Genomic DNA, 17,045 nt, shown 5'->3' with positions numbered 1-17,045 from the left:
AGTTGGAGGCGATCCAGTTGTCTACCGGGAGCAACGAACCATGCAACGCACTGTCTCCGCAGACCTCAGTGCCACCACCGTCGCGGGAACGGCGGTGGTCCTGTCGATCGCCGTCGCAGGCCCGGGCGCTTACCGGTCGGTGGAGGAGGACCTGTCCGTGCTGGTCGACGGGGAACCGGCGCAGGTCCGCGAGCGACAGGACGGGGACGGCACGAGGCTGCACCTGCTGACGACGGCAAGAGCATCGACGCTCCAGGTCCACTACCGCGCGAACGTCACGGGTGTAGCGGCCCCTGCGTCGGGGGACGACCTCGACCTGGTGCGGTACGTCCGGCCCAGCCGCTACTGCGAATCGGACAAGATCCTGCCGACGGCCTACGCGCAGTTTCCCCACCTGCGGGGCCTGGATCTCGTTCACGGCGTGCGGGACTGGGTATCGCGCGAACTGTCCTATGTGCCCGGGTCCTCCCGCTTCACCGATGGCGCGGCCGATACACTCCTCGCACGCAGGGGTGTCTGCCGGGACTACGCTCATCTCGTGATCGCGCTGCTGAGGGCGCGTGACGTTCCGGCGCGGCTCGCGTCCGTGTACGCGCCGGGTCTGAACCCGATGGATTTCCACGCTGTCGTCGAGGCCTGGGTGGACGGGGCGTGGCACCTGGTGGACGCGACCGGCCTGGCGCCGCGGGCCTCCATGCTGCGCATCGGGACCGGCCGGGACGCCGCTGACACCGCGTTCCTGTCGACGGTCGGCGGGTCACTGCAGCTCTCGAGCCTGGTGGTGACGGCCACGGTCGACGATCTGCCCATGGAGGACAGCGCCCAGCACCTGCCGCTGCGCTAAGCGGGGCGGTCCCGGGTCTCCCAACACAGGAGCTAGCCCAGGCGAGCGTTGATCTTGTCCGTGAGCGCCTTCAGCTGCTCCATCTCGTCGCTGTCCAGGACTGGCGCCAGTACCTCCTGGATACGGCGCACATGGGCAGAGCCGATGCGCCGCTGCAGGGCCTTGCCCTCGTCCGTCAACGCGAGCTCGACACCCCGCTGGTCGTTCTGGGCCGGGCGCTTCTGCACCAGGTTCTTCGCCTCAAGCCGATCCACCATGCGACTGAGGCTGGGCTGGCTGATCAACAGGTGGTTGTTGAGTTCGTTCAGGCGGGTCCAGCCCGTCGGGCAGCGGCTGAGGTTGAACAGGACGTCGTACTCGGCGACGGCCAGCTCGCGGAAGACCGGATCCTTCCGGATCCGACGCATGACCCCCACCTGCGCCCGGAAGAGGGACTCCCACGTCTCGGAGGCCTGACGCACCGACGGCCTGCCGGCAGCATCATCGCTTCTGCCCTGGTTCTCGTCCTGTTCGACGGCGGATTCCACGTTCTGTGCCATGGTCGCTCCCGGCCTCCTGCCGGAAGACCGGCAACTATATACATATGCATCTAGTATACGCCGTAGTACCCCTTCCTCACGGACGGGTCAGGCTCCCGCCGTGGACGCGCGGCGCAGCGTCCGCCTTTCCCGGCCACCCTCGACCAGCCGATACAGGACCGGGACGAGTACGAGCGTCAATGCCGTCGAAGAGACGAGCCCACCGATCACGACGACCGCGAGGGGCTGCGAGATGAAGCCCCCCTGGCCGGTCAGGCCCAGTGCCATCGGGGTCAGGGCGAAGATCGTGGCCAGAGCCGTCATGAGGATGGGGCGAAGACGCTGCCGCGCTCCCTCGCGGATCGCGTCCTCGACCCGCAGACCGGGTGCGCCGTCACGCGGGAGCCGGTACTGGTTGATGAGATCGATGAGGACGATCGCATTGGTGACCACGATGCCCACGAGCATCAGCAGCCCGATCAGCGAGGGCAGCCCGAGCGGGATACCCGTGATCAGCAGCAGGGCGACCGCACCGGTGGCGGCGAACGGGATCGACACGAGCAGGATCAGGGGCTGCACGAGGCTCTTGAACGTCGCGACCATGATAACATAGACGATGGCGACCGCCGCCCACAGGGCCAGGAACAACTGGTCGAAGGACTCCGCCTGCTGGCTGGACGCGCCGCCCACGGTCGCGGTCGTCCCCGGAGGCAGCGCGATGGCGTCGAGGCGCTCATCGACCGCGGTCGTGAGGGTACCGAGATCATCCGCCGACGGCGTGACGGAGACACGCGCCGTCCGCTCCCCGTTCGAGCTCGTGACGGAGGTTGGGACCTGGACCTCCTGGACGGACGCCACCTCGGTCAACGCAATGGGACCCTGCGCGGTGGGGATCTGGAGGTTCCGAAGCTGGTCCAGACTCGTGATCGGTGTCCCTTCTCCCACGAGGACCGGTAGGTCTTCCGCATCGAAACGGACGGAGCCGGCCGGAACAGGGCTGATACTGCCACCGAGAAGTGCGGCGATCTGGCCCTCGCTCAGTCCCGCTTCCACGGCGGCGGTCCGGTCCACGTCGATCTGGACCTGCGGCTGCGCGGCCGAGAGATTGCTGGAGACCTCGCCGGCCCCCTCGAGGCCCTGCATGCCGTCGAGGACAGCGGCGTTCGCCGCTGCCAGGTCGTCGCTGACCGGTGCGGTGATGTCGATGTCTATGGTGCTGGAGGTGCCGAACCCGCCCTGCTGGCTCGACAGGGAGAACGTCCCCGCCTCCTCGAGTCCCTCGAGTTCCTGGCGCACGGACGCCTGCAGGGCCTCCTGGTCGGCGTCCTCGTCCGTGGTGACCGTGAAGGTCGCCACGGAGGCCCCGCCGGAGAACTGCGCCGCGAAGGCGCCGTCCGCCGTGCCGACCGTCAGTTGCACGTCCCGGACCTCCGGAACGTCCGCCAGGATCGCCTCAGTTCGGCCGGCAGCTTCCGTCGTCGTCGCAAGGCTGGACCCCGGAGCGAGGGTCTGTGTGATGGAGAAGCTGTTCTGGCCCGACGCGCCGAGGAGGTTCGTCGGGAGGAACGGAACCATGGCCGCGGTCGCACCGAGGACGATCACCCCACTGATCAGCGTGACGACCGGGTGGCGCTGCGTCCCGGCCAGGACAGGAAGGTAGCCTCGCTGCAGGAGTGACGGCCTGTCCGGGACCGAGGCGTGCTCGGCTCCGTCCCCTGTCTGTCCGGCCTGGGCGGCTGCGGTGTGACGCGCTCCGCGCCGACCGGCGGGAGACGAGGCCCGCGGGAGGAACCAGTAGGCGAGGACGGGGATGATCGTCAGGGACACCGCGAGGGAGGCCAGCAGCGCGATGCCGGTCGTCACCGCGAAGGGGCGGAAGAGTTCGCCCGCGAGACCGCCCACGAACGCGATGGGCGCGAAAACGGCCACCGTGGTGAGCGTGGACGCCGTGATGGCTCCCGCTACCTCCCGGACCGCCGTCAGGATGGCTTCCCGTTTCTCCTCCCCGTACCCGAGGTGACGCTTGATGTTCTCGATCACGACGATCGAGTCGTCGACGACGCGGCCGATGGCGATGGTGAGGGCGCCCAGCGTCAGCAGGTTGAGGGAGTAACCCGCGGCGTACAACCCGATGAAGGTGACGAGCAGCGACAGGGGGATCGAGATAGCGGTGACCAGGGTCGAGCGGACCGACAGCAGGAAGACGAGGATGATCAGCACGGCGAATCCGAGGCCGAGGATCCCCTCGGTGGTGAGGTCGTCGATGGACCGCTCGATGAAGGGCGCCTGATCGAACACCACAGTGATCTCCGCTGCGTTCCCGAGCTCCGCCTCGAGGTCGGGAACCAGGTCCACGATCCGCTGGGAGATCTGGACGGTGTCGGCGTCGGGCACTTTCGTCACGGTCAGGGCGAGGGTCTCGACCCCGTTGGTGCGCGTCACGGAGGTCGGCTCGTCGTCAGCCAGGCTCACGTCGGCGATGGCCCCGATGGTGACGACGGACCCGGTGCCGCCCGTGCCGTCGGTCCGCGCCGGGCCATCGGGAGGGGTGTCATTCGCGGGGGAGGCCGGCAGCACGGGCAGGGCCCTGATGTCGTCGAGTGAACCCACCCTGCTCCCTGCCTGGATGGTGAGCGACCGTGGGGACTCCTCGAGGGTTCCGACCGGGAACAGGGCGCCGTTGTCCTCGAGCGTGCTCGTGACGTCCCCGATCGTGAGTCCAGCCGCCTGCAGCGCGCCGTCCCGCGGCAGGATCGCGACGTGCTGCCGTGTTCCGCCGGAGATGTCGGCGGTGCGCACGCCGTCGATCTTCTGCAGGCGTGGCACGGTCAGTCGCGTCAGGTCGCCGTTCAGCTCGCTGAGCGACTGCTCCGACGACACGGCCATGAAGACGATCGGCAGGTCACTGATACTCCCGGCGAGGGCCTGGGGCTCGACGTCGTCCGGCAGCGCCGGACGGACGGTAGAGATTGCACGGTCGACCTGCGCACGCGCACGGTCCAGGTTCGTGCCGTAGATGAAGACCAGGCTGACGGTCGACACGCCCGTGCGGGAGGTCGACGACGACGACTCGAGGCCTTCCACGCCACTCAGTGCGGCTTCGAGCGGCTCGCTGACCTGCTCGTCGAGGTACTCCGGAGATGCTCCCGGTACGTTGGACAGCACCGTGATCTGGGGGAACTCGAGTGACGGGATCAGCTCCTGCTTCAGCGATCCGAGCGTGATGACGCCGAAGACCGATGCGAGGATCGTGATGAGCGCGATGAGCGCCCGATTACCTAGGGATAGTTGAGCCAGACGGAACAAGGAACCTGCCTTCGGTGCTGACGATCGCCCGGCCCGCCGGCTCCGCCGATAGTTACTTGAGCTTGAGTACCCGGTCGGTCAGGGACTGCACCTCTGCGGCCAGCGACGGGTTCTCGTTGAGTTTGACCCCGTACCCTGGCAGCATCTCCTTCAGCTTCGGCTCCCAGTCCGAGATCTTGCCCGGGAAGCAGCGCTTCAGCAGCTCCACCATGATCGGTGCGGCCGTGGAGGCGCCGGGAGACGCACCGAGAAGAGCCCCGACCGAACCGTCAGCCGAGGTGATGACCTCGGTGCCGAACTGCAGTACGCCGCCCTTCTTGGGGGCCTTCTTGATGACCTGTACACGCTGCCCGGCAGAGATCAGTTCCCAGCTGCCGCCCTCGGCTGTCGGGAGGAACTCGTTGAGCGACTCGTTCTTGGCGTCGCGGTTCTTGAGGACCTCGGTGATGAGGTACTTCGTGAGGGACATGTTGTCCTTGGCTACCGCGAGCATCGGCACCAGGTTCGACGTCCGGATGGACGTCGGGAGATCGAGGTAGGAGCCCCGCTTCAGGAACTTGGTGGAGAACCCCGCGTACGGTCCGAACAGCAGCGAGCGCTCGCCCTTGACGAAGCGCGTGTCCAAGTGCGGGACGGACATCGGGGGAGCGCCGACCGAGGCCTGGCCGTACACCTTCGCATTGTGCTGCTCGACGAGCTCCGGGTCCGTGCAGCGGAGGAACTGTCCGGATACCGGGAAGCCGGCGAAACCGCGGCCTTCCGGGATACCGCTGCGCTGGAGGAGGTGCAGGGCGCCGCCGCCCGCACCGATGAAGACGAACTTCGTGGTGACGGTACTCGTCTCGCCGGTCGCCTTGTTCCTCACCTTGACGTCCCAGCGTCCGTCGGAGGCGCGAGCGACGTCGAGTACGTCGAAGCCGTAGTTGACCTCGACGCCGGTCCCCTGCAGGTAGCTGGTGAGCTGCCGCGTCAGTGCGCCGAAATCGACGTCGGTCCCGCCCTCCACGCGCGAGGCCGCGACGGGCTGGGAGGGGTTGCGGCCCTTCATGACCAGGGGAGTCCACCCGGCGATGGTGTCATGGTCCTCGCTGTGCTGCATGGTGCTGAAGAGCGGCTGGGCGCTGAGCGCCTCATAGCGCTTGCGCAGGTACTCAGCGTTCGCCTGGCCCCACACGAAGCTCATGTGGGGTACGGGGTTGATGAACGAGCGAGGGTCGCCGACGAGCCCTTCGGACACCATGTGGGACCAGAACTGTCGGGAAACCTGGAACTGCTCGTTGATGGCGACCGCCTTGGCCGGATCGACGGAGCCGTCCTTGCCTGCAGGCGAGTAGTTGAGTTCACACAGTGCGGAGTGCCCGGTCCCCGCGTTGTTCCAGGGGTCGGAGCTTTCGAGCCCGGCGGCGTCGAGCCGTTCGAAGAGTGAGATGTCCCAGTCGGGCTGGAGCTGCCGCAGGAAAGCGCCGAGCGTGGCACTCATGATCCCGCCGCCGATGAGGATGACGTCGGTTGTCTTGGCGGGTGTGCCCTGGCTCATAGTGCTCAACATTGTCTCCAGTCGCGAGGTCCTAGCAGGGAAAGCCTAGCGTCTGGTAGTGACCTTACTTAAATCCACCGGGTGCTCCGGATCACCCGAATAGGCGGGAGCCTGTGGCTCAGCCGGACGGGGTGGGGCGGGGCTCCACATCAGCGAGGTCGATGCGGTTGAACACCTCGTTCATCACGGGACTGACGGGGTAGGTGCTGACGCGGGCGCTCATCGCGAGTGCCGAGATGGGGAAGGCCAGCGGCACCGCCGGAATCCGGGCGGCGATCTGCGCGCTGATGTCCGCATAGGCATCGGAGCGGTCCTCACCGTCCGGCAACCCTCGCGCTCGATTGATCTTGCTGACCAACTGCGGGTCGTCGTAGCCGAACTCGTCGCTGTAGCTGCCGAAGAGCGCACCGACGAAGTTGTCCGGGTCGTCGTAGCTCCCGCTCCAGCCGAGGAGGTGGAACGCCCTGTCGCCGGACTGCTGGACCGTGGCGGCATAGCCGTCGCTCCACTCCACCGGCACGGGCTTGATGGTGAAGCCGGCCTCGGTCAGTTGTCGGCTCAGCTCGGCGTACGCCTTCTCGGGCGAGGGCAGGTAGGCCCGCGAGACGTTGCGCGGGTAGTAGAAGGGGAGCGGGCGTCCGTCGTAGCCGGATCGCGTCAGCAGATCCTTGGCGAGATCCAGGTCGTAGCCGTAGTCCTCGACTCTCTCGCCGCTGACCCCGAGTTTCTCCGGAATGAACTGGCGAGCGGGTTTGGTCCCGTTCAGGAAGCGGCCGTCGATGAGCGAATCCTTGTCGATGGCGTGCGCGACCGCTTCGCGGAAGAGCACGTTGTCGACACCCGGGAAGTCCTCGTTCAGACCGAGATACAGCACCGAGTAGGGGTCGCGCTGCAGGAACTGGAGCCCGTTACGAGCGAGGTCGACCGCGCTGTCGACCGAGACGAAGTCGTAGCCGTCGATCCTGCCTGCCGTGAGCGCCCGAGCGCGGGAGTCGGGACTGGGGATGGTCGTGAAGACGACGCGGTCGATCTCCCCCCGTTCGCCCCAGTACCCGTCGAAGAACGACAGCTCCACCGTGCCCGGCTGCCAGGACGCTAGTTCGAACGGGCCGGTACCGACCGGCGCCTGGCCGTACCGTGAGATCTCCACTCCCTCGCGGCTCTCGCTGAGCTCGTCCGCTGCGCCGGCTTCGAGGGCAGCGGGCGAGGAGATGGCGAAGGCGGGCGCGGCGAGCGCGGAGATGAGTCCGGTGATCCTGCTCGTGAGCTTCAGGTCGACGGAGTACTTCCCTGTCGCCGTGCACCCGCTGTAGAGGCTGACCTCCGGCTGGTCCGAGAACGCCCTGAACACGTCCTTGAACGGCAGGCTGGCTGTTCCGGAACGGGCACCGGCGGGCAGCGTGTACCAGCGGTCGAAATTGGCACAGACGGCCTCGGCGTCGAACGGCTCGCCGTCCTGGAAGACGACGTCCTCCCTGAGCGTGAACGCGTACGTGCGGCCGTCGTCCTTCTCCTCCCAGGATTCGGCCAGCAGCGCCGTCGGCTCCGATGTCAGCGGATCGACTCCGACGAGACCCTGCAGGACCTGCTGCGTCACGCGGTAGGACTCGGTGTCGTTGGCCAGTGCCGGGTCGAGCGTCCGAGGATCCGCAGCGGTACCGAAAGTGAAAGTGGAGGCCTCGGGCGTCGCCGTCACCTCCGCCGTGGCCGATGCGGTCGGGGACGGGTGCGGTGCGGGGACGTCCCGTGCGGTGCAGGAGGCGAGGAGTACTACCGACGCCAGCGCCGCGACGATTCTGATGCCCCCGTGGACGGACCGACCCGGGCGGTTTCGGCACGCGGCGGGGATGTTCACGAGCAGGATCTCCGAAAGGCAGGCGGGCCCCGGTCCGGGGAACCGGGAGTCTGGAAGACCCAAGTCTAGGTGATGGTCCTGTTGCTGCGGTCCAGGCGCGGCAGCAGGACCTACAGGAACGGACCCCTCCACCGAGGGGTGAAGGGGTCCGTTCCTGGTCCCTGGAGCAGGTTAGAGGCATGAACCAGGGGGCTGATGTTCCTTAGCCGGCGGGGGGCGTGAGGACGGTGTCGATCAGGTACACGACGGCGTTGGCCGTCTGGACGCCACCGCAGATGACACTGGCGCCGTTGACCATGAGCTCGTCGCCGGAGCCGGTGACCTCGAGGTCGGCACCCTGGACTGTCGTCTGCATGGTGCCCTCGAGCTCGGAAGGCTGGATCTTGCCGGGCACGACGTGGTAGGTCAGGATGCCGCTGAGGCCCGCGGTGTCCGTCTTCAGACCTTCGACGGTCTCGGCCGGCAGTGCGGCGAAGGCTTCGTCGACCGGTGCGAAGACGGTGAACTCGCCGCCGTTGAGCGTGTCGACGAGGTCGACCTCAGGGTTGATCCCGCCGGAGACCGCGGCGGTCAGCTGGGTCAGGATGGGGTTGTTCGACGCCGCAGTTGCCACGGGATCGAGGGCCATGCCGGCTACCGAGCCGGCGCCATCGGGGACCGTCTCGGCGTATCCGGCGCAGCCGGGTCCGACGAGGTTCGCGGCGGGGTCTGCCATGGCGTCGGCCGATGCGGATGCCGATGCGGACGGGCTCATGCTCTCGGACGCCTCCGGCGATGCGGACTCGCTGGCCATGCTGGTCTCGCTGGCCATGCTGCTGGGGGCGGCCTCCGACGAGGCTTCCTCGCCGCCGCCACAGGCTGCGAGACCGAACATCGAGACTGCTGCGATTCCGAGGATCGAAAGGTTCCTGCGCTTGGTGATTTCCATGAGATTTCCTCCATAGATGTGACCCGGCGGGTGCCTGTGGTCGGTGACTGTTTGATGAAACACATCGTGTCGATGTCTCACAGTTACTTCGGGCACCCGGCGGGGGTGGATGGGTTGGATCTGCGAAGAAATCTCGGCTCGTTGAAAGGCTGCTGCTTCGTGACCTCCCCGTGACCTGCGTCGATGTGCGGGACGATGTGCGGGTCGATGTGCGGGTCGATGAGCGGAAGGCTGCCGTCGGGCATGAAAAAGCCCCACCGGGAGTGGAACCCGGCGGGGCTTGGAACAGCCGTCCGAGGACGGCTCCTGCAGGTACTTGTAGTGCGCAAGAGGGGACTTGAACCCCTACGTCCGAAGACACTGGAACCTAAATCCAGCGCGTCTGCCAATTCCGCCACTCGCGCTCGGGCGCCGCTCCGCAGAGCGCGTCCCTTTCCTTCACTCTAGCGCCAACGAGGCAGCGCTTCCGATCCCTACTGGTCGATGCCGAGGTCGCGGCGCAGCTTGGCGACGTGGCCGGTTGCCCGCACGTTGTACTGCGCGAGCGCGACCGTGCCCTCGGGATCGACGACGACCGTCGAACGGATGAGCCCCTCGTAGGTCTTCCCGTAGTTCTTCTTCTCTCCCCAGGCGCCGTAGGCTTCCGCGACGGCGTGGTCCTCGTCGGACAGCAACGGGAAGTTCAGGGACTCTTTCTCGGTGAAGGCACCCAGCTTGCCGACCGGATCGGGTGAGATCCCCAGGACCCGATACCCGGCGGCGCGTAGGGATGCCAGGTTGTCCCGGAAGTCACACGCTTCGGTCGTACAGCCGGGCGTCGCAGCTGCCGGGTAGAAATACACGACGACGTTGCCGCCGCGAAGCGAGGACAGTGACACCTCGTTGCCTTCGGCGTCGTTGAGCGTAAAGTCGGGGGCACTATCACCGACGGCGAGTCGTTGCGACATGAATACTCCTGTTGTTCTCGCTGGTGTTGTTGAGGGGACGGCCGGAGGGCGACCCTTGACGCTGCGAAGCCCTCATCGCGGGCTGAGCGATCGTGATTAGTAAGCCTAGCTATCATAGGTGGAAGACCCGATCCCGAACGCGGGCGCCGGTGTCCTGAGCGAGAGGAAGTGCACTGTTTCATGCCGGATCTGGAGCAATGGCCCACCGGTCGACTGCTGACGACGGCGGCGCGCCTTGTCGAGCACGCCTGGAATGAGCGCCTTGTCGACATCGGCGTGACCCACGCGGGCGTGATCGCGCTGGGTGTCCTCGCGGACCAGGGCGCCATGACCCAGGCAAGCCTCGCCCAGATCGTGAGGGTGCAGGCCCAGACGATGGGCAAGACCCTGGCGCGGCTCGAGTCCAGAGGGCACGTGACGCGCGTTCGGAACGACCTCGATCGCCGCTCGCACATGGTCTCCATCTCGCCGGCCGGTCGTCAGGTGCTCGACGCGGCCGACGACATCGAGCGCACGCTGGTCGCCGGCGGCGGGCTGGTGTCCGACGAGCTCCGGAGCCATCTGCAGGCGGTCGTCAGGGAACTGGGGGCGCCTCGGTGGAGCGTGACGTCGCCGGGCGGAGCGCGGCAGGACGACACCGCACTCGATGGTCCGGGCGCATCCGGGCCGGCAGCGACCGTCCTGAGCTGATCCGGCCGCCCGGAACGATGCATCGAGCCCCCTGCCGTCTCCGGCAGGGGGCTTTTGCCTGCTCGGGGACCTCATGTGGTCGACAGCTCCTACAACGGGTGTCAGGAAATGGGTAGGCCTCGGCGCACATTCCTCGAAAGAGAAGAATCGCTTGCGTACTCAGCAGGCTGCTGTTTTGTTGGGATGCGTTAGTGCCCAACGCCAGACGGAGAACACAGCATGCCGAGTACCGCCGCACCCCTCGTGAACCACGGGGCCCCCGCACAACGCACCGTGGAGGCGATGGACGTCGTCGATCACCGGGCTGCGGGCGGCGGCAGCGGCAGTGACTCCGAGGGTGACGGCTACTCGGAACGCCCCCTCAAAGCAGCACTGCAGGACGACATCGCCCTGCGACACATGGACATCGCCGAGTCGGTGGCCCGCTCCTTCGCCGTGTCCGGTCCGGAGGCGTCCGACATCAGGCAGGTGGCCTATCTCGGCCTGATCAAGGCGGTGCAGCGTTTCAATCCTGCGCGGGGGGTTCCCTTCGCTTCCTTCGCCGTCCCCACCATCAACGGGGAGATCAAGCGCTACCTGCGGGACTCGTGCTGGGTGGTGAGGCCGCCCAGGGATGTGCAGGACCTCCGCACCGAGATCGCCCGTACGGCACCCGCCATGGCCCAGCGGCTCGGTCGTGAAGCGACGGCCCGCGAGCTCGGGATCGAGCTCGGGTGGCCGGAGGAGAAGATCCTCGAAGCCCAGGCATCGTACTCGAGCCTCCGGCCGGACTCGCTGGATGCCCCCTTCGAGGGCCGGAGCTGGGCCGATACCCTCGCGACCGACTCCAACGGCATGGAGCGCAGTGACGACATGATCTCCCTGCGTGGCGCCGTCAACGAGCTCGACGCCAGCGAGAAGGAACTGCTGTACCGCCGCTACTTCATGGAGCAGACCCAGCAGAGCATCGGCGATGAACTGGGTATGTCACAGATGCAGGTGTCCCGGGCACTGGCGCGGATCCTGGTCAAGCTGCAGAAGAGGCTCCTGGGTGCTCCTGCCGAGCAGGACGGGCGGGAGGCCGCTACCCGGATCGCCTGAGGGCGCCGTCGGTGCTTCGTGCCGATCCCGGCCTGGTCGTCAGCGTGCGGCCGGCGGTGGAGCCCTTGGTCAGCAGCTCCACCACCGCCGGTATCGCGTCGTCAGGAGATGCCGTGATCGGCTGCGGCTGCCAGCACCTGATCCACGGTCACCGCCAGCAGCGCCGGGTCGGGTGTGGGCGAGAACGTTTCCCCGACACGTACCGACTCGTCGGTCAGCACGGTGTGGGGGCCCGGCGGGGGACCCCATGACGACACCGGTGCCGGACCGAACAGGATGACCGACGGTCTCGCATAGGCGGACGCGAGGTGGGCGGCTCCCGTGTCGGCGGAGATCACGAGGGACGCCCCTGCGATGAGTCGTGCGAAGCGGTCGAGCGGGAGGTTCCCCGCCGCGACGGTCTCCTCGGTCAGCCCGGCGGCGTCGGCGACCGCGAGGGCGCGGGGGCGCTCCTTCGCACTTCCCGTGAACACCACCTGGTGCCCGGCTGCGGCAAGGGAACGCGCAACCGCCGCGAACCGCTCCACAGGCCAGAGACGGCTGCCATAGGCGGCTCCGACATGGACGACGACGGCGTCAGGAGCGGGGCTGTCGCCGTCGGGCACCCGGAGGCGGCAGTCCAGTGGATCCGCCGGGACGCCGTGCCAGCTGACGAGCGAGGCCCAGCGCTGCCGCTCGAGCGCGTCGTTGTCCCACTCGGGCCCCTCCCAGCCCGGCGCCCTGTGGCCCATGAGGCGTCCGGCGCCGATCTCCTCGAGCCGTCCCCGGCTCTCCGCGCCGTTGCCGTGGAGGTTCACGGCCAGGTCGATCCGCCCGTGCTCGATGGGCAGGGGGTCGTCGAGCCCGTGCGTGGGCAGCAGGTCGTCGACGGCGTCGGTGAGGGCGACGACCGGTCGTAGCCACTCCTGCGCGGCGTAGAAGATCCGGTGTTCCGGGAACGCGCGACGCAATCCCCGGAGGGCCGGGACGGCGACGAGCAGATCGCCGAGCTTCAGGGCGCGGAGGGCCAGGATCTCGGGCCGCCCGTCCGGTGGGGGTGTCGTGCTGGGGATGGCGCGGGTGGTCGCGTCGGCCGATACGTGCTCGTGGTGTCCCTGCAACGCCTGATGAGCGCTTTCGGCGCTGGTGCCCTCGGAAGTCATGCAAATCATCCTGCCAGAGGATCGGCGGGCGCCCGTCGCAGCGCGAGCCGTGGGTCGGCACGGGTCGGCACGGGTCGGCACGGGCCGACGCGTGGCCCGCAGGGGGCCCTGCACGGGGGTGGAATCGCGGCCGAGGGACGGCGCGGAGGAGGAGCAGGAGAAGAAGCAGGAGAAGAAGCAGGAGAAGAAGTTCTGCACAAAGTGTTTAGTACTGCTCCTTCTCGGGAACTAAGCCTGTATGCACACTTCGGCCGGACTGACGCAGACAGCTCCCCGGGCGGTCCTGTTCGACCGCGACGGGACCATCGTCATCGACGTTCCGTACAACGGCGACCCGTCGCTCGTACAGCCCATGCCCGGAGCCCGCGAGGTCCTCGACGGCCTGCGGTCACGAGGCGTCCCGGTCGGCGTGGTTACCAACCAGTCCGGCATCGCCCGCGGTTTCGTGACGCGGGAGCAGGTCGACGCCGTCAATGCCCGCGTGGAAGAACTGCTCGGCCCCTTCGATGTCTGGGAGCTCTGCCCGCACGGGAACGACGACGGGTGCGGATGCCGCAAGCCGGGTCCCGGGATGGTTCTCTCGGCCAGTGCCCGCCTCGGCCTCGATCCGTCGGACGTCGCCGTGATCGGCGACATCGGAGCTGACATGGGTGCCGCCGCCGCCGCCGGTGCCCGCGCGGTGCTCGTGCCCACGGACATCACGCTCGAGGAGGAGATCCGGTCCGCCCCGGCCGTCGCCGGGAATCTCGCCGAGGCCGTCGACTTCCTCTGGGCCGGGACGCCATGAGGCGGCGCGTGCTGGTGGTCCGGCTCGACAGCGCCGGCGACGTCCTGCTCGCAGGCCCCGCCGTCCGTGCGATCGCGGCCGGCGACCACGGCGACTCGCCGAACGACGTCGTCATGCTGTGCGGCCCGCAGGGTGCCGCTGCAGCGAGGCTGTTGCCTGGCGTCGTCGACGTCCTCACCTGGGCCGCGCCCTGGATCGTGGATCCGCCACCGGAGGTCACGCCGGAACTCTTGGGCGAACTGCACGACGCCGTCGAGGCGGCAGGTGTCCACGAAGCGGTGATCCTGACCTCGTTCCACCAGTCGCCCCTGCCCTTGGCGCTCCTGCTGCGGCTCGCGGGCGTGCGGCGTATCGCGGGTGCATCGGTCGACTACGCCGGGTCGCTCCTCGACGTGCGGCTCAAGCCGGGGGAGGACTTCCCCGAGGACCAGCCGGAAGCGGAACGCGCCCTCGGCATAGCGGAGGCGGCCGGCTATGCCCTGCCGCCCGGGGACGACGGCCGGCTCCAGGTCACCAACCTCACGGACGCCTCCGATCTCGTCGGCCGCGGACCCTACGTCGTCGTCCACCCGGGGGCTTCCGTGCCCGCGCGCGCGTGGCCGCCACTGCACCACGCCGCCGCCGTCGAACTGCTGACCGCGGCGGGCTTCCGCGTGGTCGTCACAGGTGGACCGAACGAGACAGACCTCACCTCCACCGTCGCAGGTCCGGAGGCCGTCGATCTGGGTGGCCGGACGGATCTGGCGGCGCTGGGCTCCATCCTCGCCGGAGCGACCGTCGTCATCACGGGGAACACCGGTCCCGCGCACCTGGCGGCGGCGGTGGGCACACCTGTCGTCTGCCTGTTCTCGCCCGTGGTGCCCGCCATCCGCTGGGCGCCGTACCGTGTCCCCGTCGAACTGCTCGGCGACCAGCAGGCGGCGTGCGCGCTCAGCCGCGCCCGCATCTGCCCGGTGCAGGGACACCCGTGCCTGTCCAATGTCTCCCCGGAGGATGTGGTGGATGCCGCCCTGCGGCTCAGCTCCGGAGTATCGTCACTCGGCTCGCGCCGCACCATCGGCCGTACAGAGGGCCGCCGAACAACGAGGGGAAACCGATGAGGATCCTGTTATGGCACGTCCACGGAGGGTGGACGGACGCCTTCGTGAGGGGGGAGCACACCTACGTGCTGCCCACGACCCCCGAGGGTGGTGCCTGGGGCCTGGGCAGGGCCGGCCGGAACTGGCCCGCCTCCGTCATCGAAGTAGCTCCTCAGGACCTCGCGGACGCAGACATCGACGTCGTCGTCCTGCAGCGGTTCGAGGAGATCGCCGAGTGCGAGCGCCTCCTCGGGCGGACACCGGGCCAGGACCTGCCCGCGGTGTTCCTCGAGCACAACACGCCCCGCCGGGACATCGTGGGCACCGTTCACCCGCTGGCGGACCAGTCGGGGATCCCCGTCATCCACGTCACCCACTTCAATGAACTCTTCTGGGACAACGGGAACGCGCGGACGAGGGTCATCGAGCACGGCATCGTCGATCCCGGCTACCTGTATACGGGCGAGCTGGAGCAGCTCGCCGCCGTCATCAACGAGCCCGTCCGGCGCGGGCGCATCACCGGCACCGATCTGCTCCCACGATTCGCGGGCGTCGCGCCGCTCGAGGTCTTCGGCATGGGGACGCACAAGCTCGCCGACGCGCTCGACCTCGGGCCGGGGGAGCTCCGCATCGGCGGCGACCTGCCCATGGCCGAGCTGCATGCCCGGCTCGGACGGTCGCGTGCCTATGTCCACCCGCTGCGCTGGACATCGCTCGGGCTCTCGCTCCTGGAAGCCATGCATGTCGGACTCCCCGTCCTGGCGCTCGCGACGACCGAAGCGGCCCGTGCGGTGCCACCGGAGGCCGGAGCCATCTCGACCAGCATCGATGACCTCGTCCGCATGGCGGCACGCCTCATCGACAACCCGGACGAAGCCAGAGCACGGGGGCTGGCTGCACGGGAAGCGGCACTCGCACGGTACGGTCTCGCACGGTTCCTCGCCGACTGGGACGACGTCCTGGAGCAGGAACCGACGCGGCACCGCGTCCTGGCGGCTACAGAAAGGAAAGCGCAGTGAGGATATCCATGGTGTCTGAGCATGCAAGCCCCCTTGCGGCGTTGGGAGGCGTCGATGCCGGCGGGCAGAACGTCCACGTGGCCGAGCTGTCCCTCGCACTCGCGCGCCGCGGTCATGAGGTGACGGTATATACGCGGCGCGACGATCCTGCCGTTCCCGACCGGGTTCGGACCGAGCCGCGGCTCGAGGTCGTCCACATCACCGCCGGCCCCGTGAGGAGCGTCCCGAAGGACATGCTGCTGCCGTACATGGGTGAACTCGCAGAAGGCATCGTGGCGGACTGGGGCCAGGAGCCGCCGGACATCGTGCACGGGCACTTCTGGATGTCCGGGCTGGCCGCGCTCGACGCCGCAGGGCAGTCGCGGGCAGCAGGCCGCCCGGTGCAGGTCGTCCAGACCTTCCACGCCCTCGGGACGGTGAAGCGCCGGCACCAGGGGGCGGAGGACACGAGCCCGTCCGAGCGGCTCATGCTCGAGACCATGGTGGGCCGGAGCGCCGACCGGATCGTGGCGACGTGCTCCGACGAGGTCTTCGAGTTGAAGGCGATGGGTGTTCCCGGCAGCCGTGTCTCGATCGCGCCGTGCGGCGTCGACCTCGAACTGTTCACGCCACGGGGTCCCGTGGAGGAGCGAGGCCGCGCACATCGCATCGTCAGTGTCGGCCGGCTCGTCCCCCGCAAGGGCATGGACCTCGTCATCCGTTCCCTCCGTGACCTCGCAGAGCTGGGGCGGGACGACGTCGAACTCGTCATCGTCGGGGGCGCGGGCAATTCGACGAGCCTCGAGGACGACCCGGAAGCGCAGCGGCTCCGCGCGCTCGCCCTCGAGCTCGACGTAGCCGACCGGGTCGTCCTCCGAGGTCAGGTCTCCCGCGCCGAGATGCCGGCGGTCCTGAGAAGTGCCGACGCAGTCGTCTGCGCCCCGTGGTACGAACCGTTCGGGATCGTGCCGCTGGAGGCGATGGCGTGCGGCGTCCCGGTCATCGCGGCGGCCGTCGGCGGACTGGTGGACACGGTCGTGGACGGCAAGACCGGTCTCCATGTCCCGCCCCAGGATCCGGCCGCCATCGCGGCAGCCATCGCAGACATCGTGGGGGACCCCGAATGGGCGCGCGAACTCGGTGACAACGGCTACCGGCGCGTACGCGCCCGCTACTCCTGGAGCCGCATTGCTGCGGACACGGAAAAGGCATACCAGACGGCCCTGGGTGCGGCAGCGCCCGCACAACCGGCCACCGCGCGGCGGAGCGCCGCGCGTCGACTCGAGAGCACGGGAGGCAGGGCACTGTGACCACGCATCTTTCGGACGTCTTCA

The 17,045-nt window shown here is 68.4% G+C and carries 15 protein-coding genes and 1 tRNA gene; 8 read left to right on the top strand and 8 right to left on the bottom strand.

Annotated features, from left to right (window positions below; all coding sequences use genetic code 11):
• The first annotated feature begins 40 nt into the window (after positions 1–40).
• The gene (locus tag CXQ96_RS10665; RefSeq protein ID WP_104118022.1) at positions 41–844 is read left to right on the top strand and encodes a transglutaminase family protein; all 804 of its coding nucleotides are present in this window, start codon (positions 41–43) and stop codon (positions 842–844) included.
• A gap of 32 nt (positions 845–876) precedes the next feature.
• Here CXQ96_RS10665 and CXQ96_RS10660 read toward each other — a convergent pair whose 3' ends face one another.
• The 7 genes from CXQ96_RS10660 to bcp all read right to left on the bottom strand — a co-directional run bounded on the left by CXQ96_RS10660 (position 877) and on the right by bcp (position 9,935).
• Complete coding sequence (locus tag CXQ96_RS10660; protein ID WP_104118021.1) at positions 877–1,383, bottom strand: MarR family winged helix-turn-helix transcriptional regulator; 507 nt, start codon at positions 1,381–1,383, stop codon at positions 877–879.
• A gap of 87 nt (positions 1,384–1,470) precedes the next feature.
• Positions 1,471–4,668, bottom strand: coding sequence for an efflux RND transporter permease subunit (locus tag CXQ96_RS10655; RefSeq protein WP_104118020.1), 3,198 nt, complete (start codon positions 4,666–4,668; stop codon positions 1,471–1,473).
• 52 nt (positions 4,669–4,720) lie between these two features.
• Positions 4,721–6,205, bottom strand: a complete 1,485-nt coding sequence (locus tag CXQ96_RS10650) for a malate:quinone oxidoreductase (protein WP_104118019.1) — start codon at positions 6,203–6,205, stop codon at positions 4,721–4,723.
• A 118-nt stretch (positions 6,206–6,323) separates the two neighbouring features.
• Positions 6,324–8,060 carry an ABC transporter substrate-binding protein gene (locus CXQ96_RS10645; protein ID WP_258059036.1) on the bottom strand — a complete coding sequence of 579 codons (1,737 nt, stop codon included), beginning with the start codon at positions 8,058–8,060 and terminating at the stop codon, positions 6,324–6,326.
• A gap of 202 nt (positions 8,061–8,262) precedes the next feature.
• Positions 8,263–8,988: a fasciclin domain-containing protein gene (locus tag CXQ96_RS10640; protein ID WP_104118018.1), complete on the bottom strand. Its 726-nt coding sequence runs from the start codon at positions 8,986–8,988 to the stop codon at positions 8,263–8,265.
• A gap of 322 nt (positions 8,989–9,310) precedes the next feature.
• A tRNA-Leu gene (locus tag CXQ96_RS10635) sits at positions 9,311–9,392 on the bottom strand.
• 69 nt (positions 9,393–9,461) lie between these two features.
• Positions 9,462–9,935, bottom strand: a complete 474-nt coding sequence (bcp, locus tag CXQ96_RS10630; protein ID WP_104118017.1) for a thioredoxin-dependent thiol peroxidase — start codon at positions 9,933–9,935, stop codon at positions 9,462–9,464.
• A 180-nt stretch (positions 9,936–10,115) separates the two neighbouring features.
• On the opposite strand from bcp, the gene CXQ96_RS10625 reads away from it, so the two are divergent.
• The gene (locus tag CXQ96_RS10625) at positions 10,116–10,625 is read left to right on the top strand and encodes a MarR family winged helix-turn-helix transcriptional regulator (RefSeq protein WP_104118016.1); all 510 of its coding nucleotides are present in this window, start codon (positions 10,116–10,118) and stop codon (positions 10,623–10,625) included.
• A gap of 219 nt (positions 10,626–10,844) precedes the next feature.
• A complete protein-coding gene (locus tag CXQ96_RS10620) occupies positions 10,845–11,705 on the top strand; it encodes a sigma-70 family RNA polymerase sigma factor (RefSeq protein WP_104118015.1) in 861 nt (286 codons plus the stop codon).
• A gap of 101 nt (positions 11,706–11,806) precedes the next feature.
• Here the strand turns inward: CXQ96_RS10620 and CXQ96_RS10615 are convergent, their stop codons facing one another.
• Entirely contained in the window at positions 11,807–12,847 is a 1,041-nt protein-coding gene (locus CXQ96_RS10615; protein WP_104118014.1) for a glycosyltransferase family 9 protein, read from the bottom strand.
• On the opposite strand from CXQ96_RS10615, the gene CXQ96_RS10610 reads away from it, so the two are divergent.
• Genes CXQ96_RS10610 through CXQ96_RS10590 form a run of 5 tightly spaced genes read left to right on the top strand, consistent with a single transcriptional unit; the run spans position 12,846 to position 17,021 of the window.
• Positions 12,846–13,079, top strand: coding sequence for a hypothetical protein (locus CXQ96_RS10610; protein ID WP_104118013.1), 234 nt, complete (start codon positions 12,846–12,848; stop codon positions 13,077–13,079). The genes CXQ96_RS10615 and CXQ96_RS10610 overlap by 2 nt on opposite strands.
• 6 nt (positions 13,080–13,085) lie before the next feature.
• Entirely contained in the window at positions 13,086–13,634 is a 549-nt protein-coding gene (locus CXQ96_RS10605; protein WP_104118012.1) for an HAD-IIIA family hydrolase, read from the top strand.
• Positions 13,631–14,734 (top strand): glycosyltransferase family 9 protein, encoded by a 1,104-nt coding sequence (locus CXQ96_RS10600; RefSeq protein ID WP_104118011.1) that lies wholly within the window; start codon positions 13,631–13,633, stop codon positions 14,732–14,734. Before CXQ96_RS10605 ends, CXQ96_RS10600 begins: the two co-directional genes overlap by 4 nt.
• Positions 14,731–15,732, top strand: coding sequence for a glycosyltransferase (locus CXQ96_RS10595; RefSeq protein WP_104118010.1), 1,002 nt, complete (start codon positions 14,731–14,733; stop codon positions 15,730–15,732). The genes CXQ96_RS10600 and CXQ96_RS10595 overlap by 4 nt, the downstream gene beginning before the upstream one ends.
• On the top strand, positions 15,729–17,021 hold the full coding sequence (locus tag CXQ96_RS10590) for a glycosyltransferase (protein WP_104118009.1): 1,293 nt from the start codon (positions 15,729–15,731) through the stop codon (positions 17,019–17,021). Before CXQ96_RS10595 ends, CXQ96_RS10590 begins: the two co-directional genes overlap by 4 nt.
• The last annotated feature ends 24 nt before the right edge of the window (positions 17,022–17,045 follow it).

The sequence above is a fragment of the Arthrobacter sp. B1805 genome, from assembly GCF_002929745.1.
GTDB lineage: Bacteria > Actinomycetota > Actinomycetes > Actinomycetales > Micrococcaceae > Arthrobacter_D.
This window is presented reverse-complemented; position numbering and strand designations above follow the sequence as displayed.